This window comes from Kluyvera sp. CHPC 1.2972 (assembly GCF_036759925.1).
Classification (GTDB): Bacteria; Pseudomonadota; Gammaproteobacteria; order Enterobacterales; family Enterobacteriaceae; genus Kluyvera.
This window is the reverse complement of the sequence record NZ_JAPKIB010000010.1, coordinates 94151-113581: the sequence shown is the minus strand read 5'-3', so window position 1 is coordinate 113581 and position 19431 is coordinate 94151. Positions and strand designations below refer to the sequence as shown.

Below are 19431 nucleotides of genomic sequence, written 5' to 3'. Positions count from 1 at the left end.
ATTATGCTCAGTATTGTGGTGATCAAAGTCACATTTCACTGCCCTATCTCCGGCATAAATTGACGCAAATCAAAGATGCATTTTATTTATACCTTCCACGCTGGACCTGTTTCTGTTGATGTGTAAATGTAATTGATAGTTATTATCATTATCATATTCATTTGTAGGGATACCGATGCTGCATTCCATTACCCGAGGGTCCTTCGTACTCTCCGCGCTGGCCTTCTGCGTTTCCAGCGCGGCCTCTGCCGCTACATCTTCAGATACACCGCACAAAGCCAGTAAGGAAGAGACGCTGGTGGTGACCGCCAATCGTTCGGAAAGCTCGCTCTGGAACAGTCCGGCAACCATTCAGGTTATCGACCATCAGACGCTGCAAAACTCCACCAGCACTTCAATTGCCGACGATCTGCAGGATATTCCCGGCGTAGAGATTACAGATAACGCGCTCGCCGGGCGCAAGCAGATCCGCATTCGCGGTGAAGCCTCTTCCCGCGTACTGATCCTCATTGATGGTCAGGAGGTCACCTATCAGCGCGCCGGGCAAAACTACGGCGCCGGGTTGCTGATTGATGAATCCGCTCTGGAACGCATCGAAGTGGTCAAAGGCCCTTACTCGGTGCTGTACGGCTCGCAGGCCATCGGCGGCGTGGTGAACTTTATCACCAAAAAAGGGGGCGATAAGCCGCTCGCCGGGACGGTGAAAGCGGTCTATAACTCCGCAACGGCGGGCTGGGAAGAGTCGGCTGCGGCATGGGGCAGCATTGGTCAGTTTGATTATCGTATTAACGGCAGCTATTCCGATCAGGGCGATCGCGATACGCCGGACGGCCGTCTGCCGAACACCAATTTCCGGAACAACAGCCAGGGTATCTGGCTCGGCTACAACCTGGATAACCAGCACTTTGGGCTGTCGCTCGACCGCTACAAGCTCTCTACCCAAACCTATTACGAAGATCCGGACGGCGAGTACGATGCCTTTAGCGTCAAGCTGCCGAAACTGGAGCGGGAAAAGGTTGGTCTGTTCTATGACGTGGATGTCGACGGTGATTATCTGAAGAAAATTCACCTCGATGCCTACGAGCAGACCATCGCGCGTCAGTTTGAAAACGAGGTGCTGACGTCGGTTATCCATAACCAGACCAAAACCAACGATAAGCAGTACACCCAGGGTGTCACGTTACAGAGCAACTTCTCGCTGCCCGGCAATAATGACCTGGTCGTCGGCACGCAGTACCAGCGCGACCGCATCTCGCAAACCACCGACGGTTCGACCTACCTGAAGCCGATTTCGCGAGAAACCCAAACCCGTGCCTATAACGAGTCTGAGCAGAGCAATACCTCGCTGTTCGCCCAGAACGACTGGCATTTTGCCGATAACTGGACCTGGACGCTCGGCGCGCGCCAGTACTGGCTGTCGTCAAAACTCACCCGCGGCGACTCGAACGCCACGACGAACGGCGTCACCAAAGACACCTCTATCGGCGCGCAGTCAACCAGTGACAATGCGTTAGTCAGCGCCACCAGCCTGCGCTACTCGGGCTTCGACAACATCGAGCTGCGGGCCGCGTTCGCTCAGGGCTACGTCTTCCCAACGCTGACGCAGCTGTTTTCGCAAACCGCGGCGGGCGGCGGGACGACCTACGGCAATGCCAACCTGGAAGCCGAACACTCCAATAACTATGAGCTGGGTGCCCGTTACAACGGCAACTTTTGGCTGGTTGATGGCGCGGTCTACTACTCACAGGCGAAGGACTACATCGCCACCGTCGCCTGCTCCGGCCAGGCTATCTGCAACGGCACGACCAACTCAGCGCGTAGTGGCAACTATTACTACGACAACATTGACCGCGCCAACACCTGGGGCATGGAGTTGAGCGCCGAATATAACGGCTGGATTGTCTCACCGTACGTCAGCGGCAACCTGATCCGCCGCGAATATGAAACCCCGGCGGGGAAAACCACCAATACCGGCGAACCCGCGATTAACGGCCGCGTCGGGGTGAAACACACGCTCATGCTCAATGTGGCAAACGTCACCTCCGATCTCTTTATCCGCGCGGCCTCCAGCGCCAAAGACGATACCGGTACGGAAGAGACCCGCACGCCTGGCTGGGCCACGCTTAACCTGGCGGTAAACACCGAATTCGGTGCCAACGATCAGTATCAGGTCAACCTGGCGCTCAACAACCTGACCGATAAACGCTACCGCACGGCGCATGAATCCATTCCGGCGGAGGGCTTTAACGCCGCGGTCGGCTTTGCATGGAACTTCTGATGATGAAAAAACTGGCTATCGGATTACTGGCGCTGGTCACCGTGTTCAGCGCTCAGGCGGCTGACCGCATCGTGGTGGCCGGCGGTTCGCTCAGCGAGCTGATTTACGCGCTGGGCGCGGGCAGCCAGGTGGTCGGGGTGGATGAAACCACCTCATACCCGCCGGAAACCGCCGCGCTGCCGCACATCGGTTACTGGAAGCAGCTCAGCAGCGAAGGCATTTTATCGCTGCACCCAAACCGCTTTATCACCTGGCAGGACGCGGGCCCGCAGTTGGTGTTTGACCAGTTGCGCAGCCAGCATGTCGAGGTGCTCACCCTGCCGCGAGTCCCTGCCACCGTTGAGCAGATGTACGCCAATATCCACACGCTTGCCAGCGCTCTGGGGCGTGAGGACAGCGGTACCGCGCTGGTAGGCGACATTCGCCAGCGTCTGGAAAAGGTGGCGCAGAGCAGCGCCAGTAAACCGGCACCGGTGAACGCGCTGTTTATTCTCAGCGCGGGCGGCAGCGCCCCGCAGGTAGCGGGGAAAGGCAGCGTTGCCGACGCCATCATGACGCTCGCCGGGGCCCGCAACGTGGCTCAGCACCCGCAGTATCGTAGCTACAGCGCGGAGGCGCTGATTGCCGCCAACCCGGAGGTGATTATCGTCACCGCGCAAATGGTCAACGGCGATCTTAACCGTCTGAGCGCGATCGCCGGGATCACCCGCACCAACGCGTGGAAAAACCAGCGCATCGTCGTTATCGATCAGGCCCTGATCCTCGGCATGGGCCCGCGCGTCGCCGACGCGGTTGAAACGCTGCACCGCCAGTTCTGGCCACACTAAAGGATGTTGAAAGACCGATGATGTTGAATACCCCTATCGACCTGGATTTAACCCCGCACTTTGCGCTGGAGGGCGGCCAGCCTTTTAAAGACCGTCGGGCGACGATGCCCTGGCGCGGCGCGGTGCCTATCGCCAGAGAACAGCTTGAGCAAACCTGGCAGGAGGTGCTGAACCACGCCGCGCCGCCACGTAAGCGCCTGCTGTATCTGCACATTCCGTTTTGCGCCACCCACTGCACCTTCTGCGGTTTTTACCAGAACCGCTATGAAGAGGATCACTGCGCGCGTTACACCGACGCACTGCTGCGTGAGATCGAGATGGAGGCCGACAGCGTACTGCACCAGTCCGCGCCTATTCACGCGGTCTATTTCGGCGGCGGCACGCCGTCGGCGCTGTCAGCCCGCGATCTGGCACGCATTATCACCACCCTGCGCGAGCGCCTGCCGCTGGCGCCAGACTGTGAAATCACCATAGAAGGCCGGGTGCTGAACTTCGACGATGCGCGAATCGACGCCTGTCTGGACGCTGGTGCGAACCGTTTCTCCATCGGCATTCAGTCGTTTAACAGTAAAATTCGTAAGAAGATGGCCCGCACCTCCGATGGCCCTACCGCTATCGCCTTTATGGAAGGATTGGTCAAGCGCGACCGCGCGGCGGTGGTCTGCGATCTGCTGTTTGGTCTGCCAGGTCAGAACGCCGCGCTGTGGGGCGAAGATCTGGCGATCGCCCGCGATATCGGCCTCGATGGCGTCGATCTTTACGCCCTCAACCTGCTGCCTAACACGCCGCTCGGCAAAGCGGTTGAGAACGGGCGCACCAGTGTGCCGCAGCCCGCCGAACGCCGTGATCTCTACCTTCAGGGCTGCGACTTTATGGACAAGGCTGGCTGGAGCTGCATTAGCAACAGCCACTGGGCACGCACCACCCGCGAGCGCAATCTCTACAATTTACTGATTAAACAGGGCGCAGACTGCCTGGCGCTGGGCTCCGGCGCGGGCGGCTCCGTCAACGGCTATTCGTGGATGGTCGAGCGCAATCTCGAGACCTGGCACGACGCCATCGCCGCAGGCAAAAAGCCGCTGATGATGATGATGCGTACCGCCGAGCGCGGCTTCCAGTGGCGACACCTGCTGCAGTCTGGCGTAGAAACCGCCCGCGTACCGCTGGATGCGCTGACCCCACACGCCGCGAAACTCGCCCCGCTGCTGGCGCAATGGCACCGCGCTGGGCTGACGCGCGACGACTCAACCTGCCTGCGTCTGACCAATGAAGGACGCTTCTGGGCAAGTAACATTTTGCAGTCTCTTGATGAACTTATTCAGGCACTTAACGCACCGCGCATTGCGGTTGAAACCCAATAACAGGAGTGAACGATGAGCAACGTATCCCTACAGGACTTTTTAAAAACCGAGCCTGACGGCACGCTGGAAGCGATCGCCAGCCAGTACCACACCACGCTGCTGGAGGTGGTAAAAAACCTGCCATCCCACACGCTGGTGACGGGCGACAAGTTTGACACCGTGTGGGACACCGTCGCGGAATGGGGCAAAGTCACAACGCTTGTGCACACCGCCGATGTGATTCTGGAATTCACCGGTGAACTGCCGTCCGGCTTCCACCGCCACGGCTACTTCAACCTGCGCGGCAAGAAAGGCATGACCGGCCACATCAAGGCGGAAAACTGCACCCACATTGCGCTGGTGGAACGCAAATTTATGGCGATGGATACCGCCTCAATCCTGTTCTTTAACGCCGCAGGCAGCGCGATGTTTAAAATTTTCCTCGGCCGCGACGACCATCGCCAGCTGCTCAGCGAGCAGGTTGACGCCTTCCGTACCCTCGCCGCCGTGCTGAAGGGAGAGGCATGATGACCCCGTGGTTAATGTTTGGCGCGGGCGGTAAAGGCGTCGGCGCGCTCACGGCCGAACTGGCACTGGCAGAAAAACGCCCGGTGGTGGCGCTGGTGCGTAACCCAGAGGCCGCTGCGCGGCTGGAAGCGCTGGGCGCGCAGGTTTTTATTGGCGATGCCTGCGACGCTGACATGGTCGCCAGGGCCTGTCAGGCCGCCGGTGAAACGGCAACGGTTATCTCCACCATGGGCGGCGCGCAGGATTATCTCACCCACCGCACGGTGATTGATGAAGCCGAAAAAGCGGGCATTCACCGGATGATTCTGGTGACCTCACTCGGCTGCGGCGATAGCTGGCCGTTCCTCTCACCGCGTGCCAAGGCGGCGTTTGGTCAGGCCGTGCGTGAAAAAAGCCTGGCGGAAAGCTGGCTGCAAACCAGTACGCTGGACTACGCCATTCTGCGCCCTGCCGGGCTGCTTAGCGGTGAGGCGACCGGTAACGCGCTGCGCGTGCAGCAACAGGAAGTCCACGGATTTGTGCAGCGCGCGGACGTCGCGGCGCATATTCAGGCGTTAGCCAGCGCCCCGGCGCTCGACCAGCAGGTTTACAGCCTGGTTGAGCCGGGCCTCAAACCGGCGTAATTCCCCTGCGGCGCGGCACCTCGCGCCGCATCGATGTAACGGAGCTTTGCGTGTTCAAGGATTCACTCTCTTCTTTCAGCGTTTTTATCGGCCTGCTGCTGATACTGGCGACCCTCGTACTGGTCGGTGCCAGCCAGGGGGCGCTAAAAATCACCTTCGCCTCGTTGCAGGATGCGCACTACCGCGATATCTGGCTCAACATTCGCCTGCCACGGGTGCTGCTGGCAGTGCTGGTTGGCGGCGCGCTGGCTACCGCCGGGGTGATCATGCAGGGGCTGTTTCGTAACCCGATGGCCGACCCCGGTCTGCTAGGGGTGAGCAGCGGCTCGGCGCTGATGGTCGGGGTGGCGATTATCTTCCCCGTTTCACTCCCCGCCGCCTTTCTGCTGTACGAACAGATGATTTTCGCCGTCGTCGGCAGCCTGGTAGTGTGCGCCGTGATCTTCCTGATTAGCCTGCGCCACCAGCACGGCGGCATGATCCAGTTGCTGCTGGCGGGGATCGCCATCAACGCGCTCTGCGGCGCGGCGATCGGTATCCTGAGCTACGTCGGCGATGAACAGCAGCTGCGCCAGCTCACCTTATGGATGATGGGCAGCCTGGGGCAGGCGCAGTGGCCTACGCTGTTGGTTGCCGCCTCGTTTGCGCTGCCAGCAATGATCGCCACCGCCTGGCTTGCCACCACGCTGAACCTGCTGCAATTGGGCGATGAAGAGGCGCACTACCTCGGCGTGAACGTCAAGCGTAAACGCCAGCTACTGCTGTTACTCAGTTCCCTGTTGGTGGGTGCGGCGGTGTCGGTGAGCGGCGTGATTGGCTTTATCGGCCTGGTCATTCCGCATCTTATCCGCATGACCATCGGTGCCGACCACCGCTGGCTGCTGCCCTGCTCGACGCTGGCCGGAGCCTGCCTGTTGCTGGTTGCGGACACCCTGGCACGCACGTTGGTGCAGCCTGCTGAAATGCCGGTTGGCCTGCTGACCAGCCTGATTGGCGGCCCCTATTTTCTTTGGCTGATCCTGCGGACACGGAGAGCACTATGATTGAAGCCCGGAATCTCACCTACAGCATCAACGGCCGCCGCCTGACCCATAACGTCTCACTCACGCTACCCGGCGGGGAGATCGTCGCCATCCTCGGGCCAAACGGTGCGGGCAAATCAACGCTACTGCGCCAGCTGACCGGCTACCTGAAACCGGATAGCGGAACCTGTTCGATGTTTGGCAAAGCGCTGGAGGCGTGGCCAACGGAGACGCTAGCCCGCACTCGCGCGGTGATGCGCCAGAACCAGGATATGGCGTTTCCCTTTAGCGTGATGGAGGTGATCCGCATGGGCCGCCACCCGCATCGCAGCAGCAACCCGCGCGATGAGACGGAGCACATCATGGCGCTATGCGGCTGCCGCGAACTGGCTTCCCGCGATTACCGCCATCTCTCCGGCGGCGAACAGCAGCGGGTACAGCTGGCGCGCCTGCTGGTGCAGCTTTGGGAGCCGGAACCCACGCCAAAGTGGCTGTTTCTCGACGAACCCACCTCGGCGCTGGATATTCACCACCAGCAGCAGCTGTTCCGCCTGCTGCGCGAACTGGTGCAGCAGCGGCAGTTTAACGTCTGCTGTGTGCTGCACGACCTCAACCTCGCCGCGCGCTATGCCGACCGCATCGTGCTGTTGGAAAAAGGTCAGGTGGTTGATAGCGGCACACCGAAGGAGGTGTTGACGGAATCCGCGCTGCGTAACCTCTATCAAGCGGAAGTGGCCGTTACCCGAACCCGCGATGACGCCCCGCTTATCGTACTGGAAAGATGATGATTCACGGGCGGTTTCGCGCACTCGCCAAAACCGCCTGTTGGAACACGATGATTCAATTACAGTTTATTCCTAAAGCCTCATGCCAACGTCTGTGCCATCCTTTCTAACGCTCACACACTGATGAGGATTTGTTATGAAAAAAACAACAATTGCACTTTCAGCACTCCTGCTGGCTTCCCCTGTTTTCGCAGCGACCACACACGCCACCGACGACACGGTTGCCCAGGCACAGGCAAACGCGAATACCGCGAAAGAAAAACTGCATCAGGCACAGAACCAGGGTGAAGAGCTTAAGCTGAAATCTAAGCACGCCACCGAAGGTAAGAGCGACAGCGTAGGTAGTCAGGTGAGCGAAGGCGCTCAGAAAACCTGGCATAAAACCAAAGAAGGGACTGAAAAAGGGTGGGATGCCACCAAAGAAGGTGCCCAGAAAGGCTGGAATAAAACCAAAGATGCCTCCCAAAAAGGGTGGGACGCGACCAAAGATGGGGCGCAGAAAGGTTGGGATAAAACCAAAGACGGTGCCGCTGAACTGGAGAAAAAAGTCAGCGAATAACACTAACTTACCGAGTCAAAAAAAGCCGCTGATGCGGCTTTTTTTATGCCTGTCAGGACACCCCCGCACCTCTGTCCCCCCGTTTTACCTACCACTCGTTGTGTATTGACATATATAGCGACAATCCTCATGATATTCGTCATACAAATAATAATAGCTGTTCCCCTCATGCGTAGATGGTAACCCGGTTACCACCAGTCTTTCGGCTAACACACTGAATTTAAAAATGTTCGATAATAAAACAATACCGCTCGCTTCGGGGCTCCTGGCATTCTCGTGCCTGGCGATATCGCAATCTGGCTATGCGGAGGACACTATGGTGGTCTCTGCCAGCGCCGCCGCTGCCGATAACAGCAGCGCGCAGGAGCCGCCGGCTTCAGAGAAGCAGGCTACCTTAGGCAGTCTGGGAAAACGAACGGTGATGGATGTTCCCTGGTCAGTTCAGACCCTCTCCTCGCCGATTATCAACGAGCAGCAGCTCAAAAGCGTCAAAGATGTCTACCGCTATATGCCTTCCGTACAGGGTGATGGGGTTCGCCCACAAACCCGCGGCATGCAGGGCAGCGTGGTGCAAAACCATATGATTGATGGCCTGAACGCCGTCTCCACCACCGAATATCCGGCTGAGCAGTTCCAGAGCGTCGAAGTACTGAGCGGCCTGGCAGGCTCGCTGTACGGCCCGGCGAACCCGGCGGGGATGTTTAACCTGGTGTCCAAACGCCCAACGGATACCCCGCTGCACCGTGTGACCGTCGGCGGTAGCACCGGTAACGGCACGCTGACCTCAATGGACTTTAGCGGCCCTATCGATGACGGCGACCGCGTGAAATACCGCCTCAACCTGCTCAACGACGAAGGCCACGGTTACACCAGCGGCAGCCACAAACGCCGCCAGTACGCCGGTCTTGGCCTCGACTTCCAGCTCACCGATAAAACGGTACTGGAGAGCAACTTCAGCTACTACCACTACTACGAAAAAGGCATGCCGGGCTCGTTTGCGCTGGCAAAAGGGGTGCATTTCCCTTCCCCGCTCGACCCGACCAAAGCGCAGTACGGCCAGAGCTATGCCGGTAACGATGATGAAACCAGCACCGCCAGCCTGCACCTGAAGCATGATTTTGACGGCAACTGGTTGCTGGATGTCGGCGTGCTGCGTCAGATTGCCGACCGCGAATCCACCACCGTCACCAACACCCTGACCGATAATCACGGCAGCTACACCACCACCACCTCCGACTCCGCCGCCAGTCGCTTTACCATCAACAGCTATATGGCAAACCTGACCGGTAGCGTGGACACCGGCTGGTTAACCCACGACATCAGCACCGGCGTGCGCGGCTTTGTGTGGAAAAACTATAACCCGGTCGACGGCGGCACCTTTACGCTCGGGAGTTCCTCGCTGGATCAGCACCCGGTCTACCCGCGTCCGCCGTATCCGGACTTTAATAAACGCTATCAGTCTGCGACCACCACGCAGCATGCCTTCCTGCTGAGCGACACCCTGCACTTCAGCCCGCAGTGGAGCCTGCTGCTTTCGGGTAGCGAAAACCTGTTTACGGTCAGCAACTACAACAAGACCGGCAAGCAAACCAGCGACAAAAAAGACAGCGGCGCCAGCGGTTCGGCCAGCCTGATGTACAAACCTATCGACAACATCACGCTCTACACCACGTGGGCTGACAGCATGCAGCAGGGCGACACTGCCCCAAGCGGCGCAAACAACGCCGGACAGATCCTCGACCCGTACCGCAGCCATCAGGTGGAAGTCGGCGCGAAATATGCCCCAATGCGTGACCTGATGCTCTCCGCCGCGCTGTTCCAGGCGGAGCGTCCTTTCGCGTATACCAATGACAGCGGTGATTTCGCCCAGGACGGCACGCAGAAAAACCGCGGGCTGGAGCTGATGGCCGACGGCCACGTCACCCACAACCTACGCCTGTTCGGCGGCGCGACCTGGCTTGACCCGCGTCTGCACGACACGGCCAGCGCCAGCGCTGACGGCAAACAGGTGGTCGGCGTACCGCGCTTCACCGCCAGCATGCTGGCGGTTTACAGCATTGAGCAGCTACCGGGCGTCGATGTGGATACCAACGTGCGCTACGTTGGCCGCCGCGCGACCGATAACGCCAATGACAGTTGGGTGGGCAGCTACACCACGGTGGATGCCGGAGCAAGCTACGCCACCCGAATGTACAACACCCCCGTTACCTTCCGTCTGGATGTCACCAACCTGACTAACCGTCGCTACTGGACCAACGTGGTTCCTGGCGCGTTAACCGGGTATACCGGCGCGGGCAACGCCAGCGCTCAGCTTGGGGCACCGCGAGAGGCTCAACTCTCTATGCAGATTGATTTTTAAGGAGTAGTTCGATGAAACGTCGCCAAGCGTGGTTACTCTGCGCCTGGCTGGCTTTCCCCGCCCTGGCTTCCCGCCAGGTCGTGGATGATGCCGGTCATACCGTTACCGTTCCCGACCAGGTGAACACCATCGCCGACGGCTGGTTCGCGCACCACTCGGTGCTGATGACCCTGGGGGCGGGGAGTAAAATCGTCGCCACCGTCAACCATCCGGAAAGCCAGCCGTGGATGTTCAAAATCGCGCCGACGTTGAATCAGGCTCTGCAGGTTCGCGGCACCGCATTTAACCCCGAGAGCCTGCTGGCTAAAAAGGTGGATGTGGTGTTCACCTCGGCAGGCAATGATAAAGCGGAGAGCTACCGCCAGGCAGGGCTGCCTACGCTACAAATGGCCTTTACCGACTATCCGTCGCTGATGAAATCGGTCACCACCACCGCCGAGGTGCTGGGTACCGACGACGCGCGGGCGCGGGCAAAGGCCTATAACCAGTATCTGCAAACCACCATTGATACCGTACAAAGCAAAATGCACGGGCTGACCGCCGAGCAGCGGCCCAGCGTGCTGCATATTCAGTCGCTGAAGCCGCTGAAGGTGGACGGCAGCCAGACGCTGATTGACACGTGGATTCACCTCGCCGGGGGTAAAAACGCGGCGGCGGAGATTCAGGGCAATATGAAAGAGGTGTCGCCGGAGCGGGTGCTTGCCTGGCAACCAGACGTGATTATCCTCGGGGCAAACAGCGGGCAGATTGCCGATTCACCCTACGCGGCGCTGTTCTCAGAGCTCAAGGCGGTGAAAAACGGCAAGGTGCTGCAAAACCCGGCGGGGGTATTCCCGTGGGATCGTTACGGCACCGAAAGCGCACTGCAGATCCAGTGGGCGGCGCTGATGCTGCATCCTACCAGTTTCCCTGGGGTTGATATGACGAAGGTGACGCAGGATTTCTATCAGCGTTTCTTTGATTACAAACTCAGTGACGATGAGACGCAGCGGATTTTGCATGCGCAGAAGCCTGCGCAGTAGTGATGTCTTTTCCCCCTCACCCTCTCCCCAAAGGGGCGAGGGAACCGTTCGGTGCGGTTTTCTCCCTCTCCCTTTTTAAGGGAGAGGGTCGGGGTGAGGGTTCCAGCACCGTCTTTCCCTACCCTCAGTTATAGATAAGCGTAAATGTCGCCATACTATTCGCCATCCCCGCACTCACCACGCTGCCGGTCTGCACATACTGGGCGGTAAAGTTGATATCCTCAGCGTTAGCAACCTGGCTCGCCTTCACCGTTTTCAGCAGCGGCAGATTAGTCGCTTCGTTGATATGCACCGCCGTACCCGCTGCCGGAGCCGGTGCGCCGTTGTTACCATAGCTCAGCTTCACCCCGACGCCGCCTGCCGCGCCGCTCCCCGGTGTAATCGCCAGCGTATCCGGGAACGCCGGGTCGGCCTCCTGACCAAAGAAGCCAATGCGCACGTCGGTCGGTTGGGAACAGTAAACCGGGATCGCAAAGTTTTGCGCCGCGCCGCCGGTGGTATTCACCCCCTTAAACTCCGCTTTATTCACCGCCCCCAGCCCCACCGTGATGGTCGGCCTGGATACCTGACAACTGCCGCTGGCACCGATATCCACGTTCAGCGCCGACAGTCCCAGAAAGGTTGGCGATGTACTGGTCGTGCCGTTAACCGCCGAAGAACGCTGCTCCACAAACAGTTTGCCGACCTGCGGCTGGGCATTGACGTTGGTGTGGTTGCCGCCCGCCAGATTGACGTCGCCGGTTTTATAGAAGGTGACGTAGGCTTTAATCACAATCTCTTTTTGCGTCAGCAGCGCCGGTAGGTCGTTGCTGTCGCAAATCGTCGCTGAGTCACTTCCTGCCGGAGAGCTGCTGCCGTCAATATAGTGCACCGCGCCGCCGTTGCACTGAAAGCCCAGCGAATAGCCAAGACCCGCCAGTTGAGTGGCAAAAATATGCACCCCATTGACGGCCAATGCCGACCCCGAGGTCACGACCTGCTGATAGACCACCCGCTTCCAGTCTGCCGCAGGCAGCTGAAGATCGCAGGTAAATCGCACTCCGCTGCCGTTGTCGGCCATAGAATGTGACATCTGCGAGTTCACCGGCAGCGTGGGCAGATACTGTATGTTCTGGGTATTAATGGTCATATCACCGATGGTATTACTGCAGCTTTCTGCCCACACCCGTGGACAGCCAATGGCGACAGCCAGCAGAATAAACAGACGGATAACAACGTGGCTTCTGCACATAGGCACACCTTTTAAAGACACTGCGCGCTAACCGTTTTCACCGGGTTAGCCTGCATAGTAGTGGGGAGATGGTAACGGGCACGGCAGGTCTGCGCGACGCGGCTATCCATCCAACTGACTTCAACGATGCCCTCATCCGGCATCCCGCTGAGATAAACTTGCCCCTGCTCTGCCACAATGCCGGATGCCGCCTCGTCGTCGCCAACCAGGCGCGCGCTGGCACCAAACGGCAGCGGCCCCTGCGCCCCGCGCAGCGTAAAGATCACGCGGCTGCCGATGTGGGCGTGATAGTCGGCTTCAACAATCGCGCCGCCATCGGGGATCACGGTCTGCGCCTGCAGCTCCACGTCGGCGTCGTCGGGCAGCGATTCGGTATCGAGGCTGATATCATTTTTTCGATAGGCGGTGAGCGTCGGCACAATCGCATAGCCGCGCCAGTCGGTATGCAGATCGGTGCCGTTCTGAATATCGACGTTGCTGGCGCCCGGCGCACGCACAACGGCAAAGCTATCGCCGGTGTACTGGCCGAAGGTGATGCCGTGCGGGTGCGCCACAATCGACCCCGACGCTCCCCAGGTGACCTGGCTATTCACGCTATCGTGCTGATAGCCGAGCTGCGTTTCGCCATAGCCGCCGCGATAGTCCAGCGACACGCCGCTGTTGCTCCCCTGCCCTTTGTTGCCGTAGCCCTGCTGGACGGTGTAGTAGAGGTTATTTTTCTCCAGCGCCGAACCGTACAACGACACTTGTTGCGAGGTGTAGCCGTTGTTATCGGAGGTGGTGCTGTAGCTGACGGAGCTATCCGCCAGCTGACTGCCGAGGGGGATGTTCAGATTAAAGGAGAACGATCGGTCGTTTTTATTGCTCTGGCTCGACTGCGTAAAGTAGTAGCCCACGCCCCAGGAGATCCCTTTCCAGGCGCTATAAAAACCGACGTGCACGGTCTCATCCTGCCCTTGAGAATGCCAGTAGGTCTGAGTCCAGGCCGATGCAGACACACTGCCCATATCGCCGAGCGACTGCGATAACGACAGTTCTTCACGGCTGCGCTTGTTATCGGAGACGCCGTAGCGCCCCTCCAGCGCATTCGCTTCGCCAAAATCGTAATAGCGGCTGGACGAGTAGCGATAGCTCGCCAGGCTCAGCGTCGTGCCGATGGCGGCAAAGCTCTTTTGGTACTGCAACCGTGCGGAGTTACCGTGAAAGCGTTGCCCGGAAGGCGTACGGGTGGCGGCGCTGGTGTAATCCGCGCCCAGTGAACCGAGTTCGCCAAAGCCGTGGCCCAGACCAACCGACCACGCCTGATAGTCATCCGCCAGCTGCACCCCGCCGTAGAAGGTAATATCAGCGGGCAGGCCGTAAAACAGCGTCGACTGCATAAACTGCGGCTGACGGGTCTGCGGCTGAGTTGAGTAGTAGCGCCCGATGCTGGCGCTGTACTTTATGCGCCCCTGACGCAGCATAAACGGCACGGCGGAAAACGGCTGGGTAAAGTGGCGCACTGAACCGTCGCTCTCGGTCACCGTCACCTCCAGATCGCCGCTTTGTGCGGTGGGATAGAGGTCGCTAATCGCGAACGCGCCGGGGGCCACGAAGGTTTCATAAATGACATAGCCGTGCTGAGAAACGGTCACTTTCGCGTTGCTGTGCGCCATCCCACGGATCACCGGGGCGAAGCCGCGCTGGCTATCCGGCAACATCTCTTCCTGCGACATCAGCTGCACACCGCGAAACTGCACGCTGTCAAAAACATCGCCGCTGGTATAGGTATCACCCATCCGCAGTTGGCTTTTCAGCGCCCGAATATCACGCTGCAGATAAGTGCTTTGCGAGCGCCAGCGGCGGGTTTTGTCATACTGCATCGCGGCAATATTGCGCAACCGCCAGCTGCCGAGATTAACGCCGCTGCGCAGATTCAGGTAGCTGCTGCGGCTGTCGCCGCCATCCTGTCGCGCCTGCGCCCCGGTGAGGTTGTAGTCGACAAAAGCCGCCGGAATACCGTCATCCCAGCGCGCCGGGTCAACGTAGCCCTGATTTTGCTGGTTCATCGCCGCCTGCGGAATGCTCAAGTTCAGCCGTTGCGCGGTGAAGTCAAACTTGCTGCTGGCATCGGGAATAAATCGCCCAATGCGAGTCAGCGGTTCGCCGTCGTGCAGTTGATTAAACGTGGCGAAGGCGCTCACGTTGACACCGTATTCAGCAAGCTGGGATGTGGTCAGACGCGGCAGTAGCTGACCATCGTCCTCGACAAACTCAATCGTCTCCTGGGCCACTTGCTGATTGTTAATCCACACCGACACCGGATAGCGCCCGGGCTGCTGGCCGCCAGATTTGGCGAAATAGTGCAGATCGGCGGTTTTCTGCTGCGGGTCACTCAACTCCACCGCCGCCGGGTCAAAATAGTCGTCCGCTCTGGCGGGAGCCTGGTAGCACATCAGCAATAGCGCCGTCGGTACGCAGGCCAGCAGCGCGCTGGCAGCAACCATCGCCTCGTCGGGAGGTGTAGCTGGGGCGTATTTTTTCATGAGAGAAGCCGTCAAAACGGTTACCGTTGCGCGAAGTCAGTCGCGCCGCCAAAGTCATTGATCGCCCGCCACTTCACCACACCGGTGCGGCTGACCGACCAGGTTCTCTCGCCAAACGGTGCAATCATCCCCGGCGATTCCAGCTCAACGCCACCAACGGATAATGAGAAAAAGGAGACAAAGTACGGCGTAGGATTATGCGCAACGACGCTGGCACCACGGGTTTCAAACGTGAGCTGTTGAAACGCATCGTTGGCCTCACCGGCAAGATGATTCGGACGATAGAAAATCTTAAACTTCGACTTAATATTGACCTGTAATTTATTCGTGTCGTTCTTATTCGATGGAGCAATACTTTTTACGTCCAGCCAGAAGACAGACTCACGGTCAGCGGGAAGTTTCGCACCGGTAAAATTAATACGGAGAACGTTTTTTTGTTCCGGGTCGAGACGAAAAAGTGGCGGTGTGACAATAAAGGGGGGGTGAACTTTATCACTCGCCGAATAATTATCAACCCACGACTGCACTAAATAAGGCGTGCTACTGTCGGCATTGGTTACCGAAATAGAGGCTTCGCGCTTGCCTTCCTCATATATTACACGGGTACCACCCATCACAATTCCCGCATGCGCTGTAGCCGAGATAAAAAATAAAGAAAGAGCGAGGCTCGTAATCAATCGATTCATGGGAATACCCAACGTTCCAGGATGAAACCGAGAACAGAAGTCACCTTCTGCTCTCGGTTTTATTAGTTGTAAATCATATTAAAATCAGCAACGCCGTTTGCCGGGCCTGCGGTAATCGGCGCTCCGTTAGACATATAGTCCGCATAGAACGTCAGAACGGCAGAACCATTCCCCTGGGAACCGGCTATTACGTTTTGCTTTTTAGATGCAGTACCCAGCGCAACCTTACTGGTTTGGTCGTCTTCGTACAGTTTGATACCCACACCGGTAGCGCCACCGGATGCCACAGCAAGTAGCTCTTGCTTCTGCGAGTCCTTCTGACCATCAAACAAAACGGATACCTGCTTCACCGAATTAGGGCAATCGGTCACTTTGATATTGAAGGCCGTTTTTGTCGTTTCAGCAGCACCACTAAAATAGCTCTTATCCCAGGTACCCAAGTCGACATCCTGTCCTTTACTACCTGCGTCTATGTTGCAGGAAGCATCCGTGATAGTGCCTTTAAAGTTGACCTGTCCACCAGCCCCTTGCGCAGTCGGCGCAGAGGCTGCTGCAGCGTTGGCCGCGCCAGAAACTAATGCGGCAACGAGGCACGCCATAATGCGGAATTGTGTATTCATAATTGTTCTCAATTTAACTTATAGTTAAGCCGAAGATCTGGTTTAAAATATTACCTACCGACCTTGAGGCCATCACATCCTCCATGTTTATAATGTATTCATTCCATCCGCAGGGTATTTAATGCGCAACCACCCCTCTGTTTAATGTATACAAACAGAAGTCTTTTAATATTTATTGTTGAATCAACAACCAATGAAAGCTAATTCATTAGGTATACGACATTAATAATATTACCATTAATTCACGATGCAAAATTATTGTTTAGTGAGATAGCCGTTAGAATATTTACGTCGTATAAATAAAAATAACAAACTATGAATTCATGTTATCTAAAAATAAAAACGAGAACACATTTAATATTCAGAAACAGGGCGGCATTGTAACATTACCGATGTAAATTTAACGAAATTAACTACCACATGCACATCGTCGCTCGTCTTTTATCACATAAAATGCTATTTTTTTAAGTTAAACTAAGAATATTCCTACCTCCATTTTTCCCTTGCTGCAGATTTTTTAGACCGCTCACACATAATTCAACATATTCATTAACAAGCTGAACGCTTAGCTGGTAAAAGCTCGATCTTTAGTTTAGCATTTCCTTAATTAAGTAAATCCTAAAATAGATATGAATGACAGTGAACTCCTGAATACACGCGCAAGTGAAGCGGCAGCGCTGCTAAAAGCGATGAGCAACCCCAACCGGTTGCTGATCCTCTGCATGCTGTGCGATGCCCCCGGCACCAGCGCCGGTGAACTGGCGAAAGCCAGCGGGCTCAGCCCATCGGCTACCTCTCAGCACCTTGCCCGCATGCGGGAAGAGGGGCTGATTGACAGCCAGCGCGATGCGCAGCGGATTCACTATTCCATCCGGAACGAGGCGGTACAGCAGATTGTCGCCACCTTAAAATCGCTCTACTGTCCCTAAGAGAGAAGCTAAATGACCGTTGAAGAGATCTCCCCACAAGCGGCCCTTGCGTTGATTGAGCAAGGTGCGACCCTCGTCGATATCCGCGATGCGGACGAATATGCCCGTGAACACATCCCCGCCGCTCGCCTGCTGCCGCTGGGTGCCATAGAACAAGGCGCAACGCTTACCGCCAGCGCCGACGCGGTGGTTATCTTTCACTGCCAGTCCGGCAACCGCACGCGTAACAACCTGAGCCGCCTAATCGCCGCCGCGGCCCCGGCGCAAGTCAAACTCCTCACAGGCGGCATTGAAGCCTGGCGTCAGGCCGGGCTCGCCACCGCGATGGATAGATCGCAGCCCCTACCCCTAATGCGCCAGGTACAGATTGCCGCTGGCGTGCTAATTTTACTGGGCGTCGTGCTCGGCTATAGCCTCTCCAGCGCGTTCTTCCTGCTCAGCGCCTTTGTGGGTGCAGGGTTAACCTTTGCCGGAGTGACGGGGTTTTGCGGCATGGCGCGACTGCTGGCGGTGATGCCGTGGAATCGGCGCTCATCCACCACCGGCGTATAAGAACTTAATAACAAAGGAGCACCTGAGATGTTTGCACCTGGCGATCTGGTTCAACCGAAAATGGGCGGACCAAAGTTAAAAGTGATTGAAGCACATGAAGACAGCATCGTTGCAGTACAGGCCAGCGATGAAAACGGCAAGCAGTACACGTTAAAGGCGGCGGACGTTGCGCCGTATAGTGAAGAAGGCGACTTTGGCGTTTGCTGATGTTGCGCTGCGGTGAGCGTCGCTCACCGCCTCATTTCGACATTTATGAATAGTTACCCACAAATCCCGCATATCCCCCGAACATCCATTGCAGAACTAAACGCCAAATTAACCGCTTATTTTCGGATAAAAACGCTGAACGTGACCTTATTCACATAAAAATCAGCATTGCCGTGCCTTTACGCCAACACACACGATCTCTCATCCTTTTTTACGATTTCGAAACAGAGATTAACTAAATGATTTTTATATAAAAAATAGACAACAAAAACAAAAATAGCGCGGCGAACATAAAACAATCAAAAACAGAGCATTTTATTGACAAAACCGCATTAAATAAAAATATTTCACTAGTTGTTTGTTCCAATCTAGATGGATAATCTATACACGTCAATTAAACCAACCCAAAACGCCATAAAACAGACCGCTTTCTGTATTAACCGTTCATTTTCGAGGAGCATACCGATGTTCTCTGCGCAGTCACGCCTGCGTCATGCGGCAGCAGACACTTTCGCCATGGTTGTCTACTGTTCCGTCGTGAACATGATGATTGAAATATTTCTCTCAGGAATGACCTTTGAGCAGTCACTTTCATCGCGTCTGGTTGCTATCCCGGTCAACATTATTATTGCGTGGCCGTACGGTATTTATCGCGACTTTATTATGCGACAGGCGGCTCGCATTAGCCCGGCGGGTTGGGTAAAACGCGTAGCGGATCCGCTGGCTTATGTCACCTTCCAGTCGCCGGTGTATGTGCTGATTCTGCTGAGCGTGGGTGCCGACTGGCACCAGATCCTGGCGGCGGTAAGTTCTAACGCCGTGGTATCGCTGGTGATGGGAGCCGCGTACGGCTACTTCCTCGATTTCTGCCGTCGCCTGTTCCGCGTGGAACAGTACACCCAGGCAAAAGCGTAATCATATTGGTATAGGTGACTGGCTAAGCCAGCCAGTCACTTACTTACAACTTCTCGCCAAATAGCCCATCAATAAAGCGCTCTAACGCCATTCGTGAACTAAAGCCGTGCGGGATACCGTAATGCTGCTCAACTTCGCCGCCTAAATAGAGCGGAAACTCTGCGTAGTGATCGCAGGCCTTAATATCAGAAGCCGGCTCGGCAAATTTGTTACTGCGATCTTTAAGCGCCGGATGAATGATCAGCGCCGTGCGCCCCATTCGCGCTTCGCGGTTGACGTACACATAATTCTCACCACGACGGTAACCGTAGGCTTTCGAGGTTACCGCATCCATGGTAAAGCCCGCTTTTTCAAGAACGCGCGCCACCTCATCAGGTCGTAAATACATATATTATCCTCTTTATCTTTTACTGCATCGCCACC

19 protein-coding genes are annotated in these 19431 nt (G+C 56.9%); 14 read left to right on the top strand and 5 right to left on the bottom strand.

What is annotated here, in order from left to right; genetic code table 11:
* The first annotated feature begins 175 nt into the window (after nt 1-175).
* From V6944_RS16015 to V6944_RS15970, 10 genes are all read left to right on the top strand, one after another.
* Nucleotides 176-2278, top strand: coding sequence for a TonB-dependent receptor (locus V6944_RS16015; protein WP_333499669.1), 2103 nt, complete (start codon nt 176-178; stop codon nt 2276-2278).
* Nucleotides 2279-2280: 2 nt separating this feature from the next.
* Nucleotides 2281-3105, top strand: coding sequence for a heme/hemin ABC transporter substrate-binding protein (locus tag V6944_RS16010; RefSeq protein ID WP_333499691.1), 825 nt, complete (start codon nt 2281-2283; stop codon nt 3103-3105).
* A gap of 23 nt (nt 3106-3128) precedes the next feature.
* The gene (gene hutW, locus V6944_RS16005) at nt 3129-4466 is read left to right on the top strand and encodes a heme anaerobic degradation radical SAM methyltransferase ChuW/HutW (RefSeq protein ID WP_333499690.1); all 1338 of its coding nucleotides are present in this window, start codon (nt 3129-3131) and stop codon (nt 4464-4466) included.
* Between the two features lie 12 nt (nt 4467-4478).
* Entirely contained in the window at nt 4479-4973 is a 495-nt protein-coding gene (gene hutX / locus V6944_RS16000; protein ID WP_185668731.1) for a heme utilization cystosolic carrier protein HutX, read from the top strand.
* Complete coding sequence (gene chuY, locus V6944_RS15995; protein ID WP_333499689.1) at nt 4973-5596, top strand: anaerobilin reductase; 624 nt, start codon at nt 4973-4975, stop codon at nt 5594-5596. Before hutX ends, chuY begins: the two co-directional genes overlap by 1 nt.
* A 50-nt stretch (nt 5597-5646) precedes the next feature.
* Nucleotides 5647-6639 (top strand): FecCD family ABC transporter permease, encoded by a 993-nt coding sequence (locus tag V6944_RS15990; RefSeq protein ID WP_333012646.1) that lies wholly within the window; start codon nt 5647-5649, stop codon nt 6637-6639.
* On the top strand, nt 6636-7403 hold the full coding sequence (locus V6944_RS15985; RefSeq protein ID WP_333499668.1) for a heme ABC transporter ATP-binding protein: 768 nt from the start codon (nt 6636-6638) through the stop codon (nt 7401-7403). Before V6944_RS15990 ends, V6944_RS15985 begins: the two co-directional genes overlap by 4 nt.
* Nucleotides 7404-7539: 136 nt before the next feature.
* Entirely contained in the window at nt 7540-7962 is a 423-nt protein-coding gene (locus tag V6944_RS15980) for a hypothetical protein (RefSeq protein ID WP_333496727.1), read from the top strand.
* Between the two features lie 226 nt (nt 7963-8188).
* The gene (locus V6944_RS15975; protein WP_333499667.1) at nt 8189-10321 is read left to right on the top strand and encodes a TonB-dependent receptor; all 2133 of its coding nucleotides are present in this window, start codon (nt 8189-8191) and stop codon (nt 10319-10321) included.
* An 11-nt stretch (nt 10322-10332) separates the two neighbouring features.
* Nucleotides 10333-11343, top strand: a complete 1011-nt coding sequence (locus tag V6944_RS15970; protein ID WP_333499666.1) for an ABC transporter substrate-binding protein — start codon at nt 10333-10335, stop codon at nt 11341-11343.
* Nucleotides 11344-11467: 124 nt separating this feature from the next.
* Here the strand turns inward: V6944_RS15970 and V6944_RS15965 are convergent, their stop codons facing one another.
* From V6944_RS15965 to V6944_RS15950, 4 genes are all read right to left on the bottom strand, one after another.
* Entirely contained in the window at nt 11468-12574 is a 1107-nt protein-coding gene (locus V6944_RS15965) for a fimbrial protein (RefSeq protein ID WP_333499665.1), read from the bottom strand.
* Nucleotides 12575-12585: 11 nt separating this feature from the next.
* On the bottom strand, nt 12586-15099 hold the full coding sequence (locus V6944_RS15960) for a fimbria/pilus outer membrane usher protein (protein WP_442910748.1): 2514 nt from the start codon (nt 15097-15099) through the stop codon (nt 12586-12588).
* A gap of 20 nt (nt 15100-15119) precedes the next feature.
* On the bottom strand, nt 15120-15785 hold the full coding sequence (locus V6944_RS15955; RefSeq protein WP_333499664.1) for a fimbrial biogenesis chaperone: 666 nt from the start codon (nt 15783-15785) through the stop codon (nt 15120-15122).
* 62 nt (nt 15786-15847) lie between these two features.
* The gene (locus V6944_RS15950; RefSeq protein WP_333499663.1) at nt 15848-16405 is read right to left on the bottom strand and encodes a fimbrial protein; all 558 of its coding nucleotides are present in this window, start codon (nt 16403-16405) and stop codon (nt 15848-15850) included.
* 629 nt (nt 16406-17034) lie between these two features.
* On the opposite strand from V6944_RS15950, the gene V6944_RS15945 reads away from it, so the two are divergent.
* From V6944_RS15945 to alaE, 4 genes are all read left to right on the top strand, one after another.
* Entirely contained in the window at nt 17035-17334 is a 300-nt protein-coding gene (locus tag V6944_RS15945; protein WP_333499662.1) for an ArsR/SmtB family transcription factor, read from the top strand.
* 12 nt (nt 17335-17346) lie between these two features.
* The gene (locus V6944_RS15940; protein WP_333499661.1) at nt 17347-17886 is read left to right on the top strand and encodes a rhodanese family protein; all 540 of its coding nucleotides are present in this window, start codon (nt 17347-17349) and stop codon (nt 17884-17886) included.
* Nucleotides 17887-17913: 27 nt separating this feature from the next.
* On the top strand, nt 17914-18093 hold the full coding sequence (locus tag V6944_RS15935) for a hypothetical protein (RefSeq protein ID WP_185668721.1): 180 nt from the start codon (nt 17914-17916) through the stop codon (nt 18091-18093).
* Between the two features lie 465 nt (nt 18094-18558).
* Nucleotides 18559-19008, top strand: coding sequence for an L-alanine exporter AlaE (alaE, locus tag V6944_RS15930; protein WP_123652669.1), 450 nt, complete (start codon nt 18559-18561; stop codon nt 19006-19008).
* Nucleotides 19009-19051: 43 nt separating this feature from the next.
* On the opposite strand, the gene V6944_RS15925 is transcribed toward alaE, so the two are convergent.
* Nucleotides 19052-19396: a DUF2002 family protein gene (locus V6944_RS15925; protein WP_333496718.1), complete on the bottom strand. Its 345-nt coding sequence runs from the start codon at nt 19394-19396 to the stop codon at nt 19052-19054.
* Nucleotides 19397-19431 lie beyond the last annotated feature (35 nt).

Excerpts from the sequence above, each read along its gene's own strand:
- V6944_RS15965 (WP_333499665.1), bottom strand. The coding sequence starts at position 12,574 with ATGTGCAGAAGCCACGTTGTTATCCGTCTGTTTATTCTGCTGGCTGTC.
- V6944_RS15955 (WP_333499664.1), bottom strand. The coding sequence starts at position 15,785 with ATGAATCGATTGATTACGAGCCTCGCTCTTTCTTTATTTTTTATCTCG.
- V6944_RS15970 (WP_333499666.1), top strand. The coding sequence starts at position 10,333 with ATGAAACGTCGCCAAGCGTGGTTACTCTGCGCCTGGCTGGCTTTCCCC.
- V6944_RS16015 (WP_333499669.1), top strand. The coding sequence starts at position 176 with ATGCTGCATTCCATTACCCGAGGGTCCTTCGTACTCTCCGCGCTGGCC.
- V6944_RS15985 (WP_333499668.1), top strand. The coding sequence starts at position 6,636 with ATGATTGAAGCCCGGAATCTCACCTACAGCATCAACGGCCGCCGCCTG.
- hutX (WP_185668731.1), top strand. The coding sequence starts at position 4,479 with ATGAGCAACGTATCCCTACAGGACTTTTTAAAAACCGAGCCTGACGGC.
- chuY (WP_333499689.1), top strand. The coding sequence starts at position 4,973 with ATGACCCCGTGGTTAATGTTTGGCGCGGGCGGTAAAGGCGTCGGCGCG.
- V6944_RS15960 (WP_442910748.1), bottom strand. The coding sequence starts at position 15,099 with ATGAAAAAATACGCCCCAGCTACACCTCCCGACGAGGCGATGGTTGCT.
- V6944_RS15940 (WP_333499661.1), top strand. The coding sequence starts at position 17,347 with ATGACCGTTGAAGAGATCTCCCCACAAGCGGCCCTTGCGTTGATTGAG.
- V6944_RS15980 (WP_333496727.1), top strand. The coding sequence starts at position 7,540 with ATGAAAAAAACAACAATTGCACTTTCAGCACTCCTGCTGGCTTCCCCT.
- V6944_RS15935 (WP_185668721.1), top strand. The coding sequence starts at position 17,914 with ATGTTTGCACCTGGCGATCTGGTTCAACCGAAAATGGGCGGACCAAAG.
- alaE (WP_123652669.1), top strand. The coding sequence starts at position 18,559 with ATGTTCTCTGCGCAGTCACGCCTGCGTCATGCGGCAGCAGACACTTTC.
- V6944_RS15945 (WP_333499662.1), top strand. The coding sequence starts at position 17,035 with ATGAATGACAGTGAACTCCTGAATACACGCGCAAGTGAAGCGGCAGCG.
- V6944_RS15925 (WP_333496718.1), bottom strand. The coding sequence starts at position 19,396 with ATGTATTTACGACCTGATGAGGTGGCGCGCGTTCTTGAAAAAGCGGGC.
- V6944_RS15950 (WP_333499663.1), bottom strand. The coding sequence starts at position 16,405 with ATGAATACACAATTCCGCATTATGGCGTGCCTCGTTGCCGCATTAGTT.
- V6944_RS16010 (WP_333499691.1), top strand. The coding sequence starts at position 2,281 with ATGAAAAAACTGGCTATCGGATTACTGGCGCTGGTCACCGTGTTCAGC.
- V6944_RS15975 (WP_333499667.1), top strand. The coding sequence starts at position 8,189 with ATGTTCGATAATAAAACAATACCGCTCGCTTCGGGGCTCCTGGCATTC.